Annotated in this window: 16 protein-coding genes; 10 read left to right on the top strand and 6 right to left on the bottom strand. The window is 68.1% G+C overall.

The features are described from left to right. The first annotated feature begins 32 nt into the window (after positions 1-32). Entirely contained in the window at positions 33-1547 is a 1515-nt protein-coding gene (locus tag EV652_RS41840; protein ID WP_132216410.1) for a CoA-acylating methylmalonate-semialdehyde dehydrogenase, read from the top strand. After that, positions 1540-2865: an aspartate aminotransferase family protein gene (locus EV652_RS41835; protein WP_132216407.1), complete on the top strand. Its 1326-nt coding sequence runs from the start codon at positions 1540-1542 to the stop codon at positions 2863-2865. The genes EV652_RS41840 and EV652_RS41835 overlap by 8 nt, the downstream gene beginning before the upstream one ends. Here EV652_RS41835 and EV652_RS41830 read toward each other — a convergent pair. After that, on the bottom strand, positions 2862-3854 hold the full coding sequence (locus EV652_RS41830; RefSeq protein ID WP_199238700.1) for an extracellular catalytic domain type 1 short-chain-length polyhydroxyalkanoate depolymerase: 993 nt from the start codon (positions 3852-3854) through the stop codon (positions 2862-2864). The two genes, EV652_RS41835 and EV652_RS41830, sit on opposite strands and share 4 nt — an antisense overlap. A 224-nt stretch (positions 3855-4078) precedes the next feature. Here EV652_RS41830 and EV652_RS41825 point away from each other — a divergent pair, with 224 nt between their 5' ends. Continuing rightward, entirely contained in the window at positions 4079-5524 is a 1446-nt protein-coding gene (locus tag EV652_RS41825) for a Gfo/Idh/MocA family protein (RefSeq protein WP_132216404.1), read from the top strand. Between the two features lie 8 nt (positions 5525-5532). Here the strand turns inward: EV652_RS41825 and lhgD are convergent, their stop codons facing one another. Together lhgD and EV652_RS41815 are read right to left on the bottom strand one after the other, a co-directional pair. Next, positions 5533-6720, bottom strand: coding sequence for an L-2-hydroxyglutarate dehydrogenase (lhgD, locus tag EV652_RS41820; protein WP_199238699.1), 1188 nt, complete (start codon positions 6718-6720; stop codon positions 5533-5535). 117 nt (positions 6721-6837) lie between these two features. Then, positions 6838-7407, bottom strand: coding sequence for a TetR/AcrR family transcriptional regulator (locus tag EV652_RS41815; RefSeq protein ID WP_132216398.1), 570 nt, complete (start codon positions 7405-7407; stop codon positions 6838-6840). Between the two features lie 66 nt (positions 7408-7473). On the opposite strand from EV652_RS41815, the gene EV652_RS41810 reads away from it, so the two are divergent. Both EV652_RS41810 and EV652_RS41805 read left to right on the top strand, forming a co-directional pair. Further along, positions 7474-7800: a DMT family transporter gene (locus tag EV652_RS41810; RefSeq protein ID WP_132216395.1), complete on the top strand. Its 327-nt coding sequence runs from the start codon at positions 7474-7476 to the stop codon at positions 7798-7800. 67 nt (positions 7801-7867) lie between these two features. Next, positions 7868-8065, top strand: coding sequence for a three-helix bundle dimerization domain-containing protein (locus EV652_RS41805; protein ID WP_132216392.1), 198 nt, complete (start codon positions 7868-7870; stop codon positions 8063-8065). On the opposite strand, the gene EV652_RS41800 is transcribed toward EV652_RS41805, so the two are convergent. Beyond that, positions 8062-9174: a flavin-containing monooxygenase gene (locus EV652_RS41800; protein ID WP_132216389.1), complete on the bottom strand. Its 1113-nt coding sequence runs from the start codon at positions 9172-9174 to the stop codon at positions 8062-8064. The genes EV652_RS41805 and EV652_RS41800 overlap by 4 nt on opposite strands. A gap of 305 nt (positions 9175-9479) precedes the next feature. On the opposite strand from EV652_RS41800, the gene EV652_RS41795 reads away from it, so the two are divergent. Beyond that, complete coding sequence (locus tag EV652_RS41795; protein WP_132216386.1) at positions 9480-10454, top strand: GNAT family N-acetyltransferase; 975 nt, start codon at positions 9480-9482, stop codon at positions 10452-10454. A gap of 159 nt (positions 10455-10613) precedes the next feature. Here the strand turns inward: EV652_RS41795 and EV652_RS41790 are convergent, their stop codons facing one another. Beyond that, entirely contained in the window at positions 10614-11525 is a 912-nt protein-coding gene (locus EV652_RS41790) for a pseudouridine-5'-phosphate glycosidase (RefSeq protein ID WP_132216383.1), read from the bottom strand. After that, the gene (locus tag EV652_RS41785) at positions 11518-12408 is read right to left on the bottom strand and encodes a carbohydrate kinase family protein (RefSeq protein ID WP_132216380.1); all 891 of its coding nucleotides are present in this window, start codon (positions 12406-12408) and stop codon (positions 11518-11520) included. The genes EV652_RS41790 and EV652_RS41785 overlap by 8 nt, the downstream gene beginning before the upstream one ends. Before the next feature lie 56 nt (positions 12409-12464). Between EV652_RS41785 and EV652_RS41780 the strand changes: the two genes are divergently transcribed. The 4 genes from EV652_RS41780 (at position 12465) to EV652_RS41765 (ending at position 16694) form a co-directional block, all read left to right on the top strand. Beyond that, positions 12465-13751 (top strand): RNA polymerase factor sigma-54, encoded by a 1287-nt coding sequence (locus EV652_RS41780; RefSeq protein WP_132216377.1) that lies wholly within the window; start codon positions 12465-12467, stop codon positions 13749-13751. Between the two features lie 132 nt (positions 13752-13883). Continuing rightward, positions 13884-14510, top strand: a complete 627-nt coding sequence (locus tag EV652_RS41775; RefSeq protein WP_132216374.1) for a hypothetical protein — start codon at positions 13884-13886, stop codon at positions 14508-14510. Between the two features lie 27 nt (positions 14511-14537). Further along, positions 14538-15380 carry a hypothetical protein gene (locus tag EV652_RS41770; RefSeq protein ID WP_132216371.1) on the top strand — a complete coding sequence of 281 codons (843 nt, stop codon included), beginning with the start codon at positions 14538-14540 and terminating at the stop codon, positions 15378-15380. A gap of 9 nt (positions 15381-15389) precedes the next feature. Beyond that, on the top strand, positions 15390-16694 hold the full coding sequence (locus tag EV652_RS41765; protein WP_132216368.1) for a hypothetical protein: 1305 nt from the start codon (positions 15390-15392) through the stop codon (positions 16692-16694). Positions 16695-16698 lie beyond the last annotated feature (4 nt).

The raw sequence follows: 16698 nt of genomic DNA, 5'->3' as shown, positions 1-16698 counted from the left end.
GACGATGGAGCCTGATCCCGAAGGAGCGCTCTATGACCACCACGATCACGCACTGGGCCGACGGCGCCGGGTACGACGGCACGTCGCAGCTGTGGGCCGATGTCACCAACCCGGCCACCGGAACCGTCTCCGGTCGCGTCGCCCTCGCGAGCGAGCGCGATGCCCGCCATGTCATCGGCGCCGCCAAGCAGGCTTCCGCGACCTGGGCCGGCACCTCGCTGGCTCGTCGTACCCAGATCCTGTTCGCGTTCCGTGAGTTGCTCAACGCCCGCAAGGACGAGCTCGCGCAACTCATCACCGCCGAGCACGGCAAGGTGCACTCCGATGCGGTCGGCGAGATCTCTCGCGGACAGGAGGTCGTGGAGTTCGCGTGCGGGATCGCGCATCTGCTCAAGGGCGGGCAGTCCGGCAACGCCTCGACCGGCGTCGACGTGCACTCCAGGCGGGATCCGCTCGGTGTGGTGGGCATCATCAGCCCGTTCAACTTCCCGGCGATGGTGCCGATGTGGTTCTTCCCGATCGCGATCGCGGCCGGCAACACCGTCGTACTGAAGCCGAGTGAGAAGGACCCGTCGGCCGCCCTGTGGATCGCGAAGCTGTGGAAGGAGGCCGGTCTGCCGGACGGTGTGTTCAACGTGCTGCAGGGCGACAAGGTCGCCGTCGACGCGTTGCTGCAGAGCCCGGATGTCGCCGCGATCAGCTTCGTCGGCTCGACGCCGATCGCGCAGTACGTGTACGAGGAGGCGAGCCGGTACGGCAAGCGGGTGCAGGCCCTCGGCGGCGCGAAGAACCACATGGTCGTGCTGCCGGATGCCGACCTGGAGCTGGCCGCGGATGCAGCGGTGAACGCCGGATACGGGAGCGCGGGGGAGCGGTGTATGGCGATCAGCGTGCTGGTCGCGGTCGAGCCGATCGCCGACGACCTGGTCGCCCGGATCGCCGAGCGCACCCGAACCTTGCGCACCGGCGACGGCCGCCGCGGCGCCGAGGTCGAGGCGGACATGGGTCCGCTGGTGACCAAGGCCCACCGCGACAAGGTGGCCGGCTTCGTCGACTCGGGTGAGGCGGCCGGCGCGAAACTCGTCATCGACGGGCGCGACGTCGAAGCTGTTGGCGACCAGGACGGCTTCTGGCTCGGGCCGACGCTGTTCGACCACGTGACACCGGAGATGGAGATCTACCGCGAGGAGATCTTCGGGCCGGTGCTGTCGGTCGTCCGGGTCCCGTCGTACGACGAAGCCGTTGCCCTCATCAACGACAATCCCTACGGCAACGGGACGGCGATCTTCACCAACGACGGGGGAGCGGCCCGCCGGTTCGAGAACGACGTCCAGGTCGGGATGATCGGCGTCAACATCCCGATCCCGGTGCCGGTCGCGTACTACTCCTTCGGCGGTTGGAAGCGCTCGCTGTTCGGCGACACCCACGCGCACGGCACCGAGGGCGTCCACTTCTTCACCCGCGCGAAGGTGGTCACCACGCGCTGGATCAACCCGGCCGCCCGCCCCGAGGGTGGCCTCGAGTTGGGGTTCCCGCAGAATGTCTGACCTCAGCGCCGACCGCGCCTACGAGCTGGACCGCAAGCACGTCTTCCACTCCTGGTCCGCCCAGGCGCAGCTGGATCCGATGGTCATCACCAAGGCCGAGGGCTCCTACGTCTGGGATCGGTACGGGAACCGCCTGCTGGACTTCACCTCCCAGCTCGTCTTCACCAACCTCGGCCACCAACATCCCCGGATCGTCAAGGCGATCCAGGAACAGGCTGCCACCTTGTGTACGGTGGCGCCGTCGTACGTCAATGCGGCCCGCTCCGAGGCGGCGCGGCTGATCGCGTCGCACACCCCGGGCGACCTGAACCGGATCTTCTTCACCAACGGCGGCGCGGACGCCAACGAGCATGCGATCCGGATGGCCCGGCTGCACACCGGTCGGCAGAAGGTGCTGTCGACGTACCGCTCCTATCACGGCGGCACCCAACTCGCCGTCAACGTCACCGGCGACCCGCGACGCTGGCCGAACGACAACGGCTCAACCGGCACGGTCCACTTCTTCGGGCCGTTCCTCTACCGCAGCGCGTTCTCGGCCACCACCGAGGCGGAGGAGTGTGACCGCGCGCTCGCGCATCTCGAACAGGTCATCGCACTCGAGGGACCGCCGACGATCGCGGCGATCATCATGGAATCCATCCCCGGTACGGCGGGCATCATGCTGCCGCCACCTGGTTATCTCCAAGGCGTCCGGGAACTGTGCGATCGCCATGGGATCGTCCTGATCGCCGACGAGGTAATGGCCGGGTTCGGCCGGGCCGGCAGGTGGTTCGCCATCGAGCACGCCGACATCGTCCCGGACCTGCTGACCTTCGCGAAGGGCGTGAACTCCGGCTACGCGCCCTTGGGTGGCGTCGCGATCAGCGAGCCGATCTATCGGACCTTCGCCGACCGGCCCTATCCCGGCGGCCTGACCTACTCCGGGCATCCGCTCGCGTGCGCGGCCGCCGTCGCCACCATCGAGACCATGCAGGACGAGCGGATCGTCGAGCACGCAGCAGAACTAGGCGCCGAAGTCTTCGGGCCGGCATTGCGCAAGCTGGCCGCCAAGCACGAATGGATCGGTGAGGTCCGGGGGACGGGCGTGTTCTGGGCACTCGAACTGGTCAGCGACCGCGCGACGCGCGAGCCTCTCGCGCCGTACGGCGGTTCCAGTCCGCAGCTGGCGGCCATCGTCGCGGCGAGCAACCGACGCGGCCTCCTACCCTTCACGAACTTCAACCGCATCCACCTCGTCCCCCCGCTGACCATCACCGCAGACGAGGCGCACGAAGGTCTCGACATCCTCGACCAAGCCCTCACAGAGGCCGCAAGCTAGTCCTCACCGGTGATGGCATTGTCGAGTCCCCAGAAGTGGGCGATGTGGTCGGCGGCGCAGATGTTCACGTCGAGGATGTACGGCGCGGGGGTGCCGCAGTTCTGGGGACCGGTACCGGGGTCGATCGGCTGGCCGTGGTTCATCCCGGTGATCGAGTAGGTCGCCACGACGAGTCGGCCTGCGCTGTCCCGATAGCCCTGGTGTGGATAGCCGTTGACGGTGTCCGACACCTCGGCGGTCTGGTCGGTGCCATGGACGTCTGTCCATTGTTCCATCAGCTCGGTGAGGTTGCTGTAGGCAACAGTCGAGTCGGCGGTGCCGTGCCAGAGTGAGATTGTCGGCCACGGACCCGGGTGGCTCGAGGCGGCGCGGACCTTGTCGCCCCATTGCCGCGGGGTGAGGTTCGTACCGGGCGACATACACGAGAGCGCCTGAATCAGGGTGTCGGCGCATCGGTACGGCAAACCCGCGACGACGGCTCCGGCGGCGAACACCTCCGGGTACGTCGCCAGCATCACCGCCGACATCGCGCCCCCGGCGGACAGGCCGGTCACGAAGATCCTCGCGGCGTCCGATGCGTAGTCGGATCGCATCCGGTCGACCATCTGCTTGATGGACAACGCCTCACCCGAGCCGCGGGCCGTGTCGGTCGGCTGGAACCAGTTGAAGCAGGAGTTCAGATTGTTCGCGCTCTGCTGCTGAGGCAGGAGCAGCGCGAACCCCATCCGCTCGGCCACGTCGATCCAGCCCGGCTCGGCGTCGTACGCGGCTGCCGATTGTGTGCACCCGTGCAGCGCCACCACGAGCGGTCGACCGGCGGCCAGACCCGACGGGACGTAGCGGAACTTTCTCAGGTTGCCAGGATTCGTGCCGAATCCGGTGACCTCCTCCAGCCCGGCGGCGGCCTGGGCGACGGGCGCGGGGACGGCGACCAGGCCGGCGACCACCGCGGCGATCGCGGCCCACCGGCGGATCATGTGCAGACGCATAAGGCACCTCACCTCGTGTTGTCGGACTGTCACTGATAGTTGAGGTCAGCGCCTGCCCGCGCCATGTCCTGGCCGCACACATCCGGGTCCGCCGAGATGCGGGGTCGGCCCAGGTTGGTCGCCGTTCGGTCTTGTCTCCACCGAGCGGGTGATCAATACTGCTCGCTAAAACAAGCAACGAGACAAGTTCAGTCACACCTAACCGCCCAAGGGAAGTGATCACTGTGTCGTCTCCGAGCCGCTACAACCCCTCGCGCCGGGGCCTGCTCAAGACCGGGGCCGTGCTCGGCGCCTCCGCCGGCGTCGGTGCCGTTACCGCCGCACCGGCCGAAGCCGCGACCTCGTCGGAGCCGTCCCGCGACCCGTCCGAGAAGGCGATGGTCGACGTACCGTTCGAAGGATTCGAGAACGTCCGGGTCGGCCTGATCGGCCTGGGCAACCGCGGTGGTGGTCAGGACGTGCGCTTCGGCGCCGTCTCCACGGTCACCGCCGTGTGCGACATCCGGCCGGGTCAGGTGACCCGCACGATCAGCCGGATCATGGCGCAGGGTTTCCAGGACACTCCACCGGTCGGGTACTCGAACGGCGAGGAGGACTACCTCAACCTGGTCAAGCGCGACGACATCGACCTGGTGTACATCGCGACACCATGGGAGTGGCACTACCCGCAGGCCAAGGCCGCGATGGAGCACGGCAAGCACGTCGCGATCGAGCTGCCGATCTCGCCGCATCTGGACGAGATCTGGGATCTGGTGCGTACGTCGGAACGCACCCGCAAGCACTGCATGCTGCTGGAGAACGTCAATTACTTCCGGCCTGAACTGCAAATGTTCAACATGGTGACAGCCGGCCTGTTCGGCGATGTGCAGCACGCATCCGGTGGTTACGTCCACGACTTGCGCTGGCCGTACCTGTTCGGCGGTGCGTACTACCCGGAGTACTGGCGCCGCCGCTGGCAGACCCGGATGAACGCGTTGCACTACCCGATGCACGGCCTCGGTCCGGTCTCGGCCGCTATGGGGATCAATCGGGGGGACCGCTTCGACGAATTGGTCGCGGTGTCCAGTCCGCCGAAAGCCCTTGCGTTGTTCAGGTCCGAGGACTCGCGGGTCGGTCCTGACCACTCCTCGTGGGACGACGCGCCGTACATCTCCGGCGACCGGCACACCGCATTCGTGACCACGGCGTCAGGACGGTTCATCCGGGTCGAGCACGACGTGAACTCGCCGCATCCCTACACCCGCGAGACGACGCTGACCGGGACCAGGGGTTCCATCGAGCTCGACAACGCCCGCCTCTACCTGGAGTCGCTCGGACACGACAACCACACCTGGCGAACCGGGAGCAGCTACAACAGCGTCCTGGCCCAGCACGACCACTGGTTGTGGCCGGCCCTGGAACGCCTGGCCGAGCAGTACGGCGGCCATGGTGGCGGCGACTTCATTGCGATCTTCCGGCTGATCCAGCTGATGCGGCTCGGGATGACTCCGGACATCGACGTGTACGACTCGGCGGCCTGGTGCTCGGTGATCCCGCTCAGCCACGAGTCGATGAAGACGCCACACCTGCGCCCCGTCAAGATCCCGGACTTCACCCGCGGCCACTGGCAGTCAGCCCGCCCCACCTTCGATCGCCCCCGCCCCGACGACCCCTGGCTCGAAGAACGCTGACGTTGCGGTCAGGGAGCGGCGACCAGCGTGGACACCAGGTGTGCCGCGATGGGCAGTGCTGACGTCGCTGCGGGAGACGGCGCGTTGATGACGTGCAGGGTGCGGTCGGTACGGCGGAGGAGGAAGTCATGCACGAAGCTTCCGTCCCGCATCACCGCCTGCGCGCGGATGCCTGCCTCTCGCGGCGTCAGGTCGGACAGCGTCAGCTCCGGGCAGTACTTGCGGCATTCACGCAGGTAGCCGCGTTTCCACCATGAGTTCTTGAGTTCCCGGGATCCGACGCGGACGTTGGCGCGCGCGACCCGCCACATACCGGAGTAGGTGGCGAGGTCGCGCACGTCGCGCCAGTTGACCGAGCCCTTGCGGTAGCCCTCGCGCGCCAGACCGAGCACCGCGTTGGGACCGACGTTGAGGCCGCCGGTCACCGTCGGCGTGAGGTGCACACCGAGGAAGGGCAGCGAAGGATCGGGGATCGGGTAGATCAGCGTCTTGACGAGATCAACCTTGTCCGGAACGACGTCGTAGTACTCGCCACGGAAGGGCACGATGCGTACGTCGGGGGCAAGGCCTGCCAGCCTGGCCAGTCGGTCGGCCTGGAGACCGGCGCAGAACACGACTCGGCGGGCCTGGATGAGGCCTTGGTTGGTCTGCAGTGTCACAGCGTCCGTTGTCTCGCGGACGTCGGTCACGGTGACACCGGTCCGGAGCTCGCCGCCGGCCTCGGTCACCAGGTCCAGCAGTTTCGCGGCGATGGCGGGGAAATCGGTGATCGCGGTCTCGCGAACGAACAGCGCGCCGAGGCCGACGATATGCGGCTCGCGTCGGCGGAGCTCGGCGGCGTCGACGGTCTCGGCGTCGATGGAGTTGACCTCGGCGCGTTTCTGGAGTGCCGCGAGGCGTTCCAACTCGAGAGGGTTCGTTGCGACGAGCAACTTCCCGCAGGTCCGGACCGGGATGCCGTACTGGGCCGCGAAGGCCTTCGTGGCGGCGGCGCCCTCTCGGCACAGTACTGCCTTCAGGCTGCCCGGTTCGTAGTAGATGCCGGCGTGGATGACGCCGCTGTTGTGACCGGTCTGATGGCCGGCGACGGTCTGTTCCTTCTCGATCACCACGACCGGGCCGTAGCCCTTGGACGTCAGCTCCCAGGCTGTCGCGGCGCCGACGATGCCGCTACCGACCACCGCTACCTCGTACATCACGTCACATCCTCGTCGAGAAAGCCGGCCACGACCCGGTCGAACTCCGCGGCATGTTCGATCTCACCTAGTCTCCACATCGGTCCACCAGAAGCAAGCCGGATCGCCTGAGCGGGATCAGCTACCGGCGGCGAGGGCCGCGACAGCTTCGGCCAGGTCGGCCACCGAGCGTTTCCGGGCGGCGCGGCTGACGTCCAGGGGAGCGTCCAACTGGAAACCGACGAACGCCGCGTCGATGACTGTCGCGGCCCGCTTGGCCAGCGGCCGGGTGACTCCTGATCGGACCAGGTGGTTGACGAGGGCATGCATCCAGCGCGCGTTGGCCTCGCGTACGACGGAGGCGTAGGGCTCGCGGCCGAGGAGTCCGAGGGCAGCTGCTTCGACGTACAACCGGGCGCAGGGCTCGATGTCGGGTGAGTTCACCGCCGACCACAGGTCGTGGACGGCCGCTCTCAGGTCGCGCGAGGCGGCTAGTGCCTGGAGGCCGGCGACGCCGCGGTCGTTGGACTCGCGCAACAGGGCCGCGATCAGGTGGTCCTTGGTCTCGAAGTGGTACAGCAGCATCCGGTCGCTGGTGCCGAGTGCGGCTGCCAGGGGACGGAGGCTGAGTCCGATCAACCCGTGCTCGTGCACGTAGTCGGTTGCCGTCCGGGTCCACTCGTCCCGGCGCTGGAGATCCTTGGCCACCGGTCAAATGTAGCACGTGCTACGCTAGTCGTGTAGCGACTGCTACAGCACGAAGGGATGTTGTTCATGTACACCGCGTTCGGCCTGCTCCTGGCCGCGATCGCCGCCGAAGTGGCGGCCACCTCGGCGCTCTCCCGCGCCGATGGGTTCCGCAATCCGTTGTGGAGCGGGCTGGTGGTCTTCGGCTACGCGATCTCGATCTGGCTGCTGGCCATCGTGGTCAAGTGGCTGCCGGTCTCCACGGCGTACGCCGTCTGGTCCGGCCTCGGCACCGCAGCCGTCGCCGTCATCGGCGCCCTGTGGCTCGGCGAGTCCTGGGACCCGATCAAGATCGGCGCCCTCGGGCTGATCGTGGCCGGCGTCGTCCTGCTGAACCTCCAGGGCGCCCACTGAGGGCGCAAAGTTGATCAAATGTTGGAGGAGCCTTGTCTGAGTGGTGAAAGCGGATCATCGTGGGGGTATGGACAGGTCAGATGAGGACCGGGCGATCCATGAGGTCGTCGAGCGATTGACCAAGCAGTTTCCGCAGGTGCCCACCGGTGAGGTGGAGCAGGTCGTGAGTCAGTCCCGCCCAGAGTTCGACGATGTTCCGATCCGGGACTTCGTGCCGTTGTTCGTCGAGCGCGGCGCCAAGCAACGATTGCGAGAGCGCGTCTAGTCACGTGCACGGGTGGACGTCGCACCGGCTTCGGTGCGACGGGCGGTGAGGTGGCGAGCGACGCGTTGTGCGTCTCTGCCGACGCCACCGATGAGTGATGAGGTCCCGGCGGATTGGAAGAACAGGCCGATGAAGTAGAGGCCTGGTTCGGACCGGACGAGGCCGCGGTCGTGTCTTGGCCGGCCGTCCGGGTCGAAGGCGGGGACTTGGATCCAGCTGTAGTCAGGCACGAATCCGGTGCACCAGATCACGGTGGCGACGTCGAGGGATTGGCCGTCTGCCTGCAGCGGCAGACCATCGCGTACGCCGGTGATGCGCGGGACCCGCTCGACTCCCGCACGGGCGAGATCCTTCCGTCGGACTCGAGCGAGCGGGAGCCCCTGGTTGGACAGTTGATGCTCAACCTTTCGGCCTAGTGGCGTCCGCATGGTGAGGACGTGCGAGAGCATGAACCAGAACGGCGGCGTGAGCAGTCGATCCAGGGCTGCACCGGCGCGGATCGGCTCTTGCCCTGTGTCCCGACCGGACAGCCAGGTCTGGTGATCCGATGCGGTTTCGAGGGCGATCTCGGCACCCGAGTTGCCGGCGCCCACCACCAGCACCGCGCCGTCCTTGAGCTGCGATGGGTTGCGGTACTGGCTCGAGTGGAGTTGCACGATGGTCGGATCGAGTTCGGAGGCGAACTCTGGGATCCGAGGTGCCTGGTAGCCGCCCGTCGCCACCACCACGTTGTCCGCGAAGTACTGGCTGAGCCCGGACGTGACGACGTACCCGCCGTTCTCCCGGGACAGACCGTCGACGCGAACGCCGGTGCGGACCGGGAGCCGGAACCGGGCGGCGTACGACTCGAGGTAGTCGGCGACGTCGTCCTTGGTGGGGTACGACCAGCCGGGTGCAGGGAAGGACCAACCGGGCAGCCCGTCATAGCGCGCGGGTGTGAAGACCCGGAGCGAGTCCCAACGGTTGCGCCACGAGTCGCCGACGCGCTCAGCGGCGTCCAGGATCACAAACGATCGCTGTTGGGTCGAAAGGTGGTATCCGACGGCAAGACCGGCCTGACCGGCGCCGATGATCATGGTCTCGAAGTGCTTGGAGGCGGTGCTCGTCATGGCTATCCCTCCACCCCCGGCCCGGGCCGCGGACTGGTTTGTCGCCGAGTGGACTCCTTTCGCATCAGGCTCTTGCACGCCGCGGCCAGCCCGCATCGGAAGAATCACCCATTCACCCCTCCGACAGCTCTGTGTGGTTTTACCCACGACAGAACTGCCCCTGCTGCTGAGCTGGAACCAGAACTTTGACCGACCCTGGTGCATCTAATAGCTGTCCTAAGGGGGACCGTGAACTTCTTTCCCACCGTTCGTGCTGTCCATCTCCGGCTACCGATTCGAAGTGTTCGCAGTTCTGTGAAGGTCTGGTGCCGGTCTTGACGGCCGGCGTCGTACTGCCGGACCACTACACCGTCCGGCCACCTGAGCCAACGGATGCCAAGGCACTGTTCGAGTTGCTGTCGGACTACAACACCTCGGTGATCGGGTTCGCCGACTGCAGGCTGGACGAGGTCGCCGACTGCCTCGTCGAGCCCGGCTTCGATCGCGCGGCCGACGGCTGGCTCGTGCTCGACGCCGGGAACGGCGGACCGGCCGGGTATGGGACAGCGTTCGCCAAGGGCGACTGGCAGGTGATCGAGCTCGAGGTGACAGCGCAGGACCCGGCGGTGGCGGACTGGCTGATCAAGAGGACGCTGCGCCGCGCCGGTGAGATGGGGCGCGAGCGCGGCCATGCCGAGGTCACCGTCGACTGCTGCATCTTCGGCGCCGACGAGCCGATGCGTGCCTTGTTGTCAGACCATGATTTCACTGTTGGTACGACGTACCACCGGATGCGCATCGACCACGCCGGAGACGTCGCCGCTCCGGACGTACCCGAGGGCGTCGTGGTCCGCCGCGGCACCTTCGATGACGCCAGTCGCTGGGCTGCGCATGAGGCCATCATCGACAGTTTCCAGGGCCAGTTCGGTTTCGTCGCCCGTCCGCATGACGAGTGGGTCGAGGCGCTCGATGCCAGGGTGGGCTTCGACTGGTCCGACATCACCGTGCTCGAGGTGGACGGTCGAGCGGTCGCGGTTCGCGTGTGCAGCGACATGTTCGTCGAGGGCGAGGACTGCGGCTACATCGGCACGCTCGGTGTGGTCGAGGAGTTCCGGGGCCGGGGACTGGCGAGGTTCCTGCTGCGCGATGCCTTCGCCCGTGATGCGGCCGCGGGACTGGCCGGCACGATCCTGAACGTGGACACGAACAACCCGACCCCGGCCCTCGGCCTCTACCTGTCGGTCGGGATGAAGCCCACGCTCGTCTTCGAGGGGTGGCGCCGCATCCTCCCGATCGCTTAGGACAGGTTCTGCTGGGGGAAGTGCGGACGGCGCTTGGCGAGGAAGGCTGCGATGCCTACTGGGCGTCAGGCACAGCAGCACGGTCGCGCCGGAGTCTTTGAGCAGGTACGACAACTCGCTCTGCTTGCTCATCGGATTGACCGGTACGACGATTCCGCCTCAGGCCGGGGCGGACGCCAGCGCGACAGCTACCTTGGCCGCGAGGGCGGCGTTGTTGCGCGCCAGGGCGAGGTTGGCCGAGATGCTCTGGCCGTCTGTTTCCTTCTCGATCCGCTCAAGGACGTACGGCGTGACGGCGGGGCCGGTCACTCCTGCGCGAGTACTCGATTCCAAGGCGGCGGTGAGTACGGCGTCGATGCGCGACGCCGGGATCTCGTCGTCGACAGGGATCGGGACGGTCAGTAGAACACCGGTAGTCGGCCGAGTCCGGAAGCGGAGAACGTCACAGACCACTCGCTCGTCCTCGACGCGGTGCGGAACCGGCAGACCACTCGACCGCGTGTAGAACGCCGGGAACCAGTCGTGCTGCCAACCCAGCACCGGGACGCCGACGGTTTCGAGGTACTCGAGGGTGCGCGGCAGGTCGAGGAACGCCTTGGCGCCGGCGCAGACGGTGATGACCGGGTGATTGGCGATGGCGTCGAGGTCGGCCGAGATGTCCCCGCTGAGTTCGGATCCGCGGTGGACCCCACCGATGCCGCCGGTGGCGAAGACCGAGATACCCGCCGCATGAGCCAGAGCGACCGTCGCCGAGACCGTGGTGACGCCGACATCCCATCCCTGTGCCTGCGCCACGGACAGATCCCGCTCGGCGACCTTCCGCGTGCCCTGCAGCACTCGCTTCTCCTCGTCCGCCGACAGACCGACATGTGGCCGGCCATCGAGGATCGCGGTCACCGCCGGAGTGGCACCCTGGTCGAGGACTGCTTGTTTGCAGAGTTCGAGTGCCTCGGCGTTCGCAGGGGCAGGCAGCCCGAGATTCGAGAAGATCGTCGACTCCAGCGCGACGACCGCATGGCCTTCGGCCAGGGCTTGCGCCACATCGTCGGACAAGATGGCTCGGTCAGTCACGAACAGCTCCCGTTTCGTCTGCGGTCATGGTCAGAGCGGCGCCAGGTTCGGTGAGAACCCTCCTGGCCAGGTCGTGGCCGGCCTCGACCGCTGCGACGACCTCGGCGTTGTCGAGGACGGCGGACAGAAAGCCCGCAGCGAACGCATCGCCGGCGCCAGTCGTATCACGCACTTCGTCGACGGCAGGCACCCGGACGGTTGCTGACCGGTTGCCGGCGAAATGCACCTCAGTGGGCTCCATACCGTTCTTGACCACGACCGTCGTACAAGGACCGGCGAGCTCTCGCAGGGAACCGCGGTCGGCCTCGGTTCCGTTCGCGAAGAGGTACGTCGGTTGCAGTGCTCTGATCAGATCAGCGAAGGTCGCGGGTCCGATCGCATCGATGAGAGCGATCGAGGACGCGTCGATGGTGAGGATGGTGCCCTCGGCATGAGCGATGGCCGAAGCCTGGTGGAGGACCGGCCGTGATGGGCCGTCGAGTGAGTACGCCGAGAGATGGACCGCTGCTGCACCGGAGATCCAGGAGTCCGGTACATCAGCCAGTTCGGCCGCGGCCGCTCGATCGGGGTACATCGTTCGTTCGCCAGAGCCGTCCACCAGGAGAACGATGGTGCCGGTCCGTCCTTGTCTCTGGACTCTGGCGTCAACGCCCGCCATGGTCAGCTCCCGCACGAGTGCCTCGCCGATGGGGTCGTCCCCGACCCGGCCGATGAACCGAACCGGCGTACCTAGGCTGCTCGCGAAAGCCGCAACGTTGGACGCCGAGCCGCCGCGTGTACGGCGGATCCGCGCCGGGTTGTCCGTCCCGGCCCGCGGCACACCATCCATCCAGACGACAACGTCTTCAACGAGATCGCCGATACACACAAGAGCACCACTCACAGGGGCCACGCTATGGGACCTGGTTCAACGAGAGTCCCGCGGACTACCGTTGACAGGTGGGGACCGGGTCGGGTGGGCCGGTAGTGGGGCTGGAGTTGCAGGCTCGGGCCGAGCTCCGGGCTGTTCCCGGCCTGTTGCAGTCGCTCCGGTTGTTGCCGCTCGGGTACGACGCCCTGATCGGCACCGTGGAGCAGGCACTCACCGACAACCCGATGCTGGAGAGATCGGCGGGCTCGGTCTGCCCGGGATGCGGCCGTCACTGCACGTCGAGCAAGTGCCCCCGGTGCTCAAGTGTGCTCCGGTACGCCGGACGTGATCCAGCCGTCATGCCCTTCGACACCTTGGAAGCGGCGGCCGCCTGTGAGATCAGGTCCGACTGCCGAGCGGCGCTGCCGGTCGTGATCGCCCACCTCAGCGGGCGCGGGTTGCTCGATGCCGAGCCGGGCGAGATCGCGGCGGCACACGGTCTCGCGCCGGACGTGATCGCCGAAACGGTACGAGCGATCAAGGCGGCCGGGCCGGTCGGCGTCGCGGAGACCTCCGTCGTCGACCTGTTGCTCGCCCAGGCACGTGGGCTCGTCACGGCTGGGGACGCCGCACCGTGGATCGTCGATCTGGTCCGCGATCACCTGGAGGCTGTCGCAGCAGGGGACACGGCGACCGTCGCCCGAGCGTTCGGGATCTCGCCGCAGGCGGTCGAAGCAGCCTTCCGGCTCGTCCGTGCGCGACTGCGGCCCGTCGCCGTCGTCGAGGTGCCGGAGCGGCCGGAATCGGCAGGGATTCCGGATGTGTTCGTCTATCGCACCCGGTCGGGAGTCTTCGAGGTCGAGGTGCCCGACAGTGACTGGTTCGGTCTGGGCCTGGCCGACGTACAGCCGGCCGTGCGGGCGAACGCGGACGCGTCGGCCTGGCTTGCTGGACACGAACGGGCTGCGCGGGAGTTGCTCCGCCAGCTGGATACGCGGGCCAGCGTGCTGCGCCGGGTGGCGGCGTACATGGTCGATCGTCAGGCGGGCTACTTCGAGCGTGGCGCGGCGGCGCATGTGCCGCTCACCCGGACCGACGTCGCGGTCGAGCTCGGGCTGCACGCGTCCACGGTCAGTCGCTGCGTCGCCGGCAAGACGCTGCGCCACCCGGACGGGGAGATCGTCCCGCTCGCTGACCTTCTGGGTGGGGCAGTGGCGATCAAGGCGCGGATCGCGGAGCTGGCGGCGACGGGCCGGGTCAGCGATGCCCGGCTGTGCCGCGCGCTTGCGGACAGCGGACACATCGTGGCCCGCCGGACGGTGGCGAAGTACCGCGCCGAACTGGGGATCGCGGCGGGTGGACTGCGCCGAACCTGACTTCGGCCCGCGGTCCGGTCCGGGTCCTCCGGGCGAAGGACGCTTCGTGCGCTCGCCCGCTGTCTGCGCTCCACCGAGTTGGCACGAATTGTGCAGTAGGTGGGGTGAGACCACGCGGAGAGGGAGATTTCTATGCACGACATCGACCGGGCGCTGTTCGAGTCCGAAGCCTTCGGCGAGGGCGAGCAGAACGAGTACCAGGAGTACGGCGAGACGTCGGAAAGCGAACTGGCGCTGGCGTCGGAGCTGCTGGAGATCACGACAGAGGCCGCACTCGACCGGTTCCTCGGGAAGCTGGTCAGCGGTGCCATCTCCGCTGTCCGCAGCTTCGCCGGATCCGATGCCGGCCGGGCGGTCGGCGGCGTCCTCAAGTCGGCGGCGAAACAGGCGTTGCCGCAACTGGGGCGGGTCGTCGGGGACGCCGTTGCCCCCGGCCGCGGTGGCGCGCTCGGTCAGCGCGCCGGCCAATGGGCCGGCAGCCGGCTGGAGCTCGGCTTACAGACCGAGGGGCTGTCGGCGGAGGACGAGGAGTACGAGGTCGCACGCGCCTTCGTCCGGTTCGCGAACGAGACCGCCCGCCGAGCGGCGCAAGCGCCTCCGACCGTGCCGCCCCAAGTGGCGGCCCAGCGGGCTGCCGTCGCCGCGGCGCAACGGCATCTTCCCGGACTGGTGGGAGCCCAAGGGGCAGCAGGCGGTGGCCGCGGTATGGAAGGCCGCTGGATCCGCCGTGGCAACCGAATCATCGTGCTCGACGCATGACACAGCCAACTGAGAAGGGACACCGGCATGTACGAGGCATTTGAGATCCCGCGGGACAGCTACGAGTTTCCTGGTGAGGCCGAGTCCGAGTGGGAGTCGGGGGAGGCGTACGAGAGCGAAGCGGAGGCGATGGAGGCCGAGCTCGTCCAGGAACTGCTGGAGATCACCACCGAGGCCGAGCTGGACCAGTTCCTCGGCAAGCTCGCCAGCAGTGTGATGAAGGGCGCGTCCAAGTTCGTCAAGTCGCCGATCGGCAAGGCGCTGGGCGGCGTACTCAAGAACGTCGCCAAGACGGCGCTGCCGGCTGTCGGCGGAGCGCTCGGCTCGCTGGTGTTGCCGGGTGCGGGGACCGCGATCGGCGCCAAGCTGGGATCGATGGCAGGTGGCCTGCTCGAGGCGCAGGAAGCCGAGTCGATGGGTGAGGTCGAGGCCGAGTGGGAGGCAGCGAGCCGCTATGTCCGGTTCGCTCGCGGGGCCTACTCCAACGCCGCGCGAGCGCCGCGCAATGTACCGACGCGGGCAGCCGTCCGTGCGGCCGGCATCAGCGCTGCCCGGCGTTATGCGCCCAGCTTGCTCACATCGGACCAGCGGCAGTCGCCGTGGCGTTCGCGCCGCAGGTCGTACGGCGGTGGCCGGTCGCGCCGGTCCTGGCAGTACGCCGAGCCGGTGCCGTGGTTCGGCGGTGGCGACGACTACGCCGGTGGCGGCGACGAGCCCGACCAGTGGTGGCAGGGCGACGACTACTACGAGACCGGCGAGGGCGAAGGCGAGGGCGCGGCCCAGGGCCGTCCGTCCGGCGGCAGCGGGTCGCGGGCGCAGTCCGGACGCTGGATCCGCCGGGGCGGTCGCATCGTCCTGCTGGGTGCCTGAGGGGTAACGATGGTCGATCCCGGAGGCTTGGCGACCCGCCTGCTCGAGCACGAGGCGCGCGGGCTGCTGGCCCGGCTGGACCAGGTGCGGCCCTTCGCGCTGCACGAGACGATGGTGCTCGCCGCGGCCGTGCCGTACGACGCGCAGCTGATCATCGAGCGCTTCCTGCACGCGAGCCGCGGCCGCCTTCGGGAGAAGGTCCATGGCTATCTCGACTGGCTGCACGGTCAGGGCCGCGGGGTCGGTGCTGCCGAGCAGCAGCGACGCTTCGTCCTGATCCGACTGGGGTTCAACGACGTGCTGTCGCAGTTCGATCTGTTCACCGAGGTGATCACCCAGCGCAGCGAGCACGAGACCGGTGTCTGGCTGTCCGGCCTCGACGTACTGGCCCGGGACGCGCTCCGGCTCGGGCTCGACGGCTACGAGCAGGTCCCCGCTGTCTGCTACCTCTCGAGAGGTCCAGGCGCCGCGATTCGCCGGGCCCGGACGCGACTGCCCGGCGGCGTGCCGAACCCGGTCGCGATCATCCGGGTCCCCAGGGAGCGCATGGTCGGCAGTGGTATCGCCAGCTCACTGGTCCACGAGGTGGGGCATCAGGGCGCCGCACAGCTGCGGCTGGTGGAGTCGTTGCGGCTCGACCTCGCCCGGGCGGCGAAGGATGACCCACAGGGATGCTGGCCGACCTGGGACACCTGGATCAGCGAGATCGTCGCGGACTGCTGGTCGGTCGGGAAGCTCGGGATCGCGTCCACCGTCGGTCTGCTCGCGGTCGTCAGCCTGCCGTCCTTCTTCGTCTTCCGGCCGTCCGGCAGCGACCCGCATCCGGTTCCGTACCTGCGCGTCCTGGTCAGCGCGACCATCGGCGAGGCCCTCTATCCCCATCCACAGTGGGCCGCGATGCGGCACACCTGGAAGCAGCTCTATCCGACCCACGATCTGCCCGCCGTCCGTCGTACCGACCTCGAGCGGCTCGAGGCCTCGATCCCGGCGTTCGTCCGGCTGCTGCTCGCGCATCGCTCACCCGCCCTGCACGGTCAGCGGCTCGGCGACATCTGGCCGGGACGGGAACGCCATCCGACCCGGCTGATCCGCCTGCATCGGGAATGGGCCGGCGACATCGCGGTGATGGCACGCCAGCCGTCGTCGCTGGTGTTCGCAGTCATCGGCCAGGCCAAGGCGGCCGGCCTGATCAGCCCGGAGGCGGAGAGCCGCCTGCTGTCGGCACTGCTCCGAGCCTGGGCGGTCCGCAGCAGCCTCGACGTTGTCCAACGGCCACCCAGCAACCACGTGCCGTCCGCGAGCCGGGCGTCATAAGACC

The sequence above is a fragment of the Kribbella steppae genome (assembly GCF_004342025.1).
In the GTDB taxonomy this organism is placed as follows: Bacteria; Actinomycetota; Actinomycetes; order Propionibacteriales; family Kribbellaceae; genus Kribbella; species Kribbella steppae.
This window is presented reverse-complemented; position numbering and strand designations above follow the sequence as displayed.

What these genes read in the sequence shown, in the direction of transcription:
- EV652_RS41770 (WP_132216371.1), top strand. Translation starts at nt 14,538, where the DNA reads ATGTACGAGGCATTTGAGATCCCGCGGGACAGCTACGAGTTTCCTGGT.
- EV652_RS41800 (WP_132216389.1), bottom strand. Translation starts at nt 9,174, where the DNA reads ATGACGAGCACCGCCTCCAAGCACTTCGAGACCATGATCATCGGCGCC.
- EV652_RS41805 (WP_132216392.1), top strand. Translation starts at nt 7,868, where the DNA reads ATGGACAGGTCAGATGAGGACCGGGCGATCCATGAGGTCGTCGAGCGA.
- EV652_RS41840 (WP_132216410.1), top strand. Translation starts at nt 33, where the DNA reads ATGACCACCACGATCACGCACTGGGCCGACGGCGCCGGGTACGACGGC.
- EV652_RS41830 (WP_199238700.1), bottom strand. Translation starts at nt 3,854, where the DNA reads ATGCGTCTGCACATGATCCGCCGGTGGGCCGCGATCGCCGCGGTGGTC.
- EV652_RS41765 (WP_132216368.1), top strand. Translation starts at nt 15,390, where the DNA reads ATGGTCGATCCCGGAGGCTTGGCGACCCGCCTGCTCGAGCACGAGGCG.
- EV652_RS41810 (WP_132216395.1), top strand. Translation starts at nt 7,474, where the DNA reads ATGTACACCGCGTTCGGCCTGCTCCTGGCCGCGATCGCCGCCGAAGTG.
- EV652_RS41835 (WP_132216407.1), top strand. Translation starts at nt 1,540, where the DNA reads ATGTCTGACCTCAGCGCCGACCGCGCCTACGAGCTGGACCGCAAGCAC.
- EV652_RS41775 (WP_132216374.1), top strand. Translation starts at nt 13,884, where the DNA reads ATGCACGACATCGACCGGGCGCTGTTCGAGTCCGAAGCCTTCGGCGAG.
- lhgD (WP_199238699.1), bottom strand. Translation starts at nt 6,720, where the DNA reads ATGTACGAGGTAGCGGTGGTCGGTAGCGGCATCGTCGGCGCCGCGACA.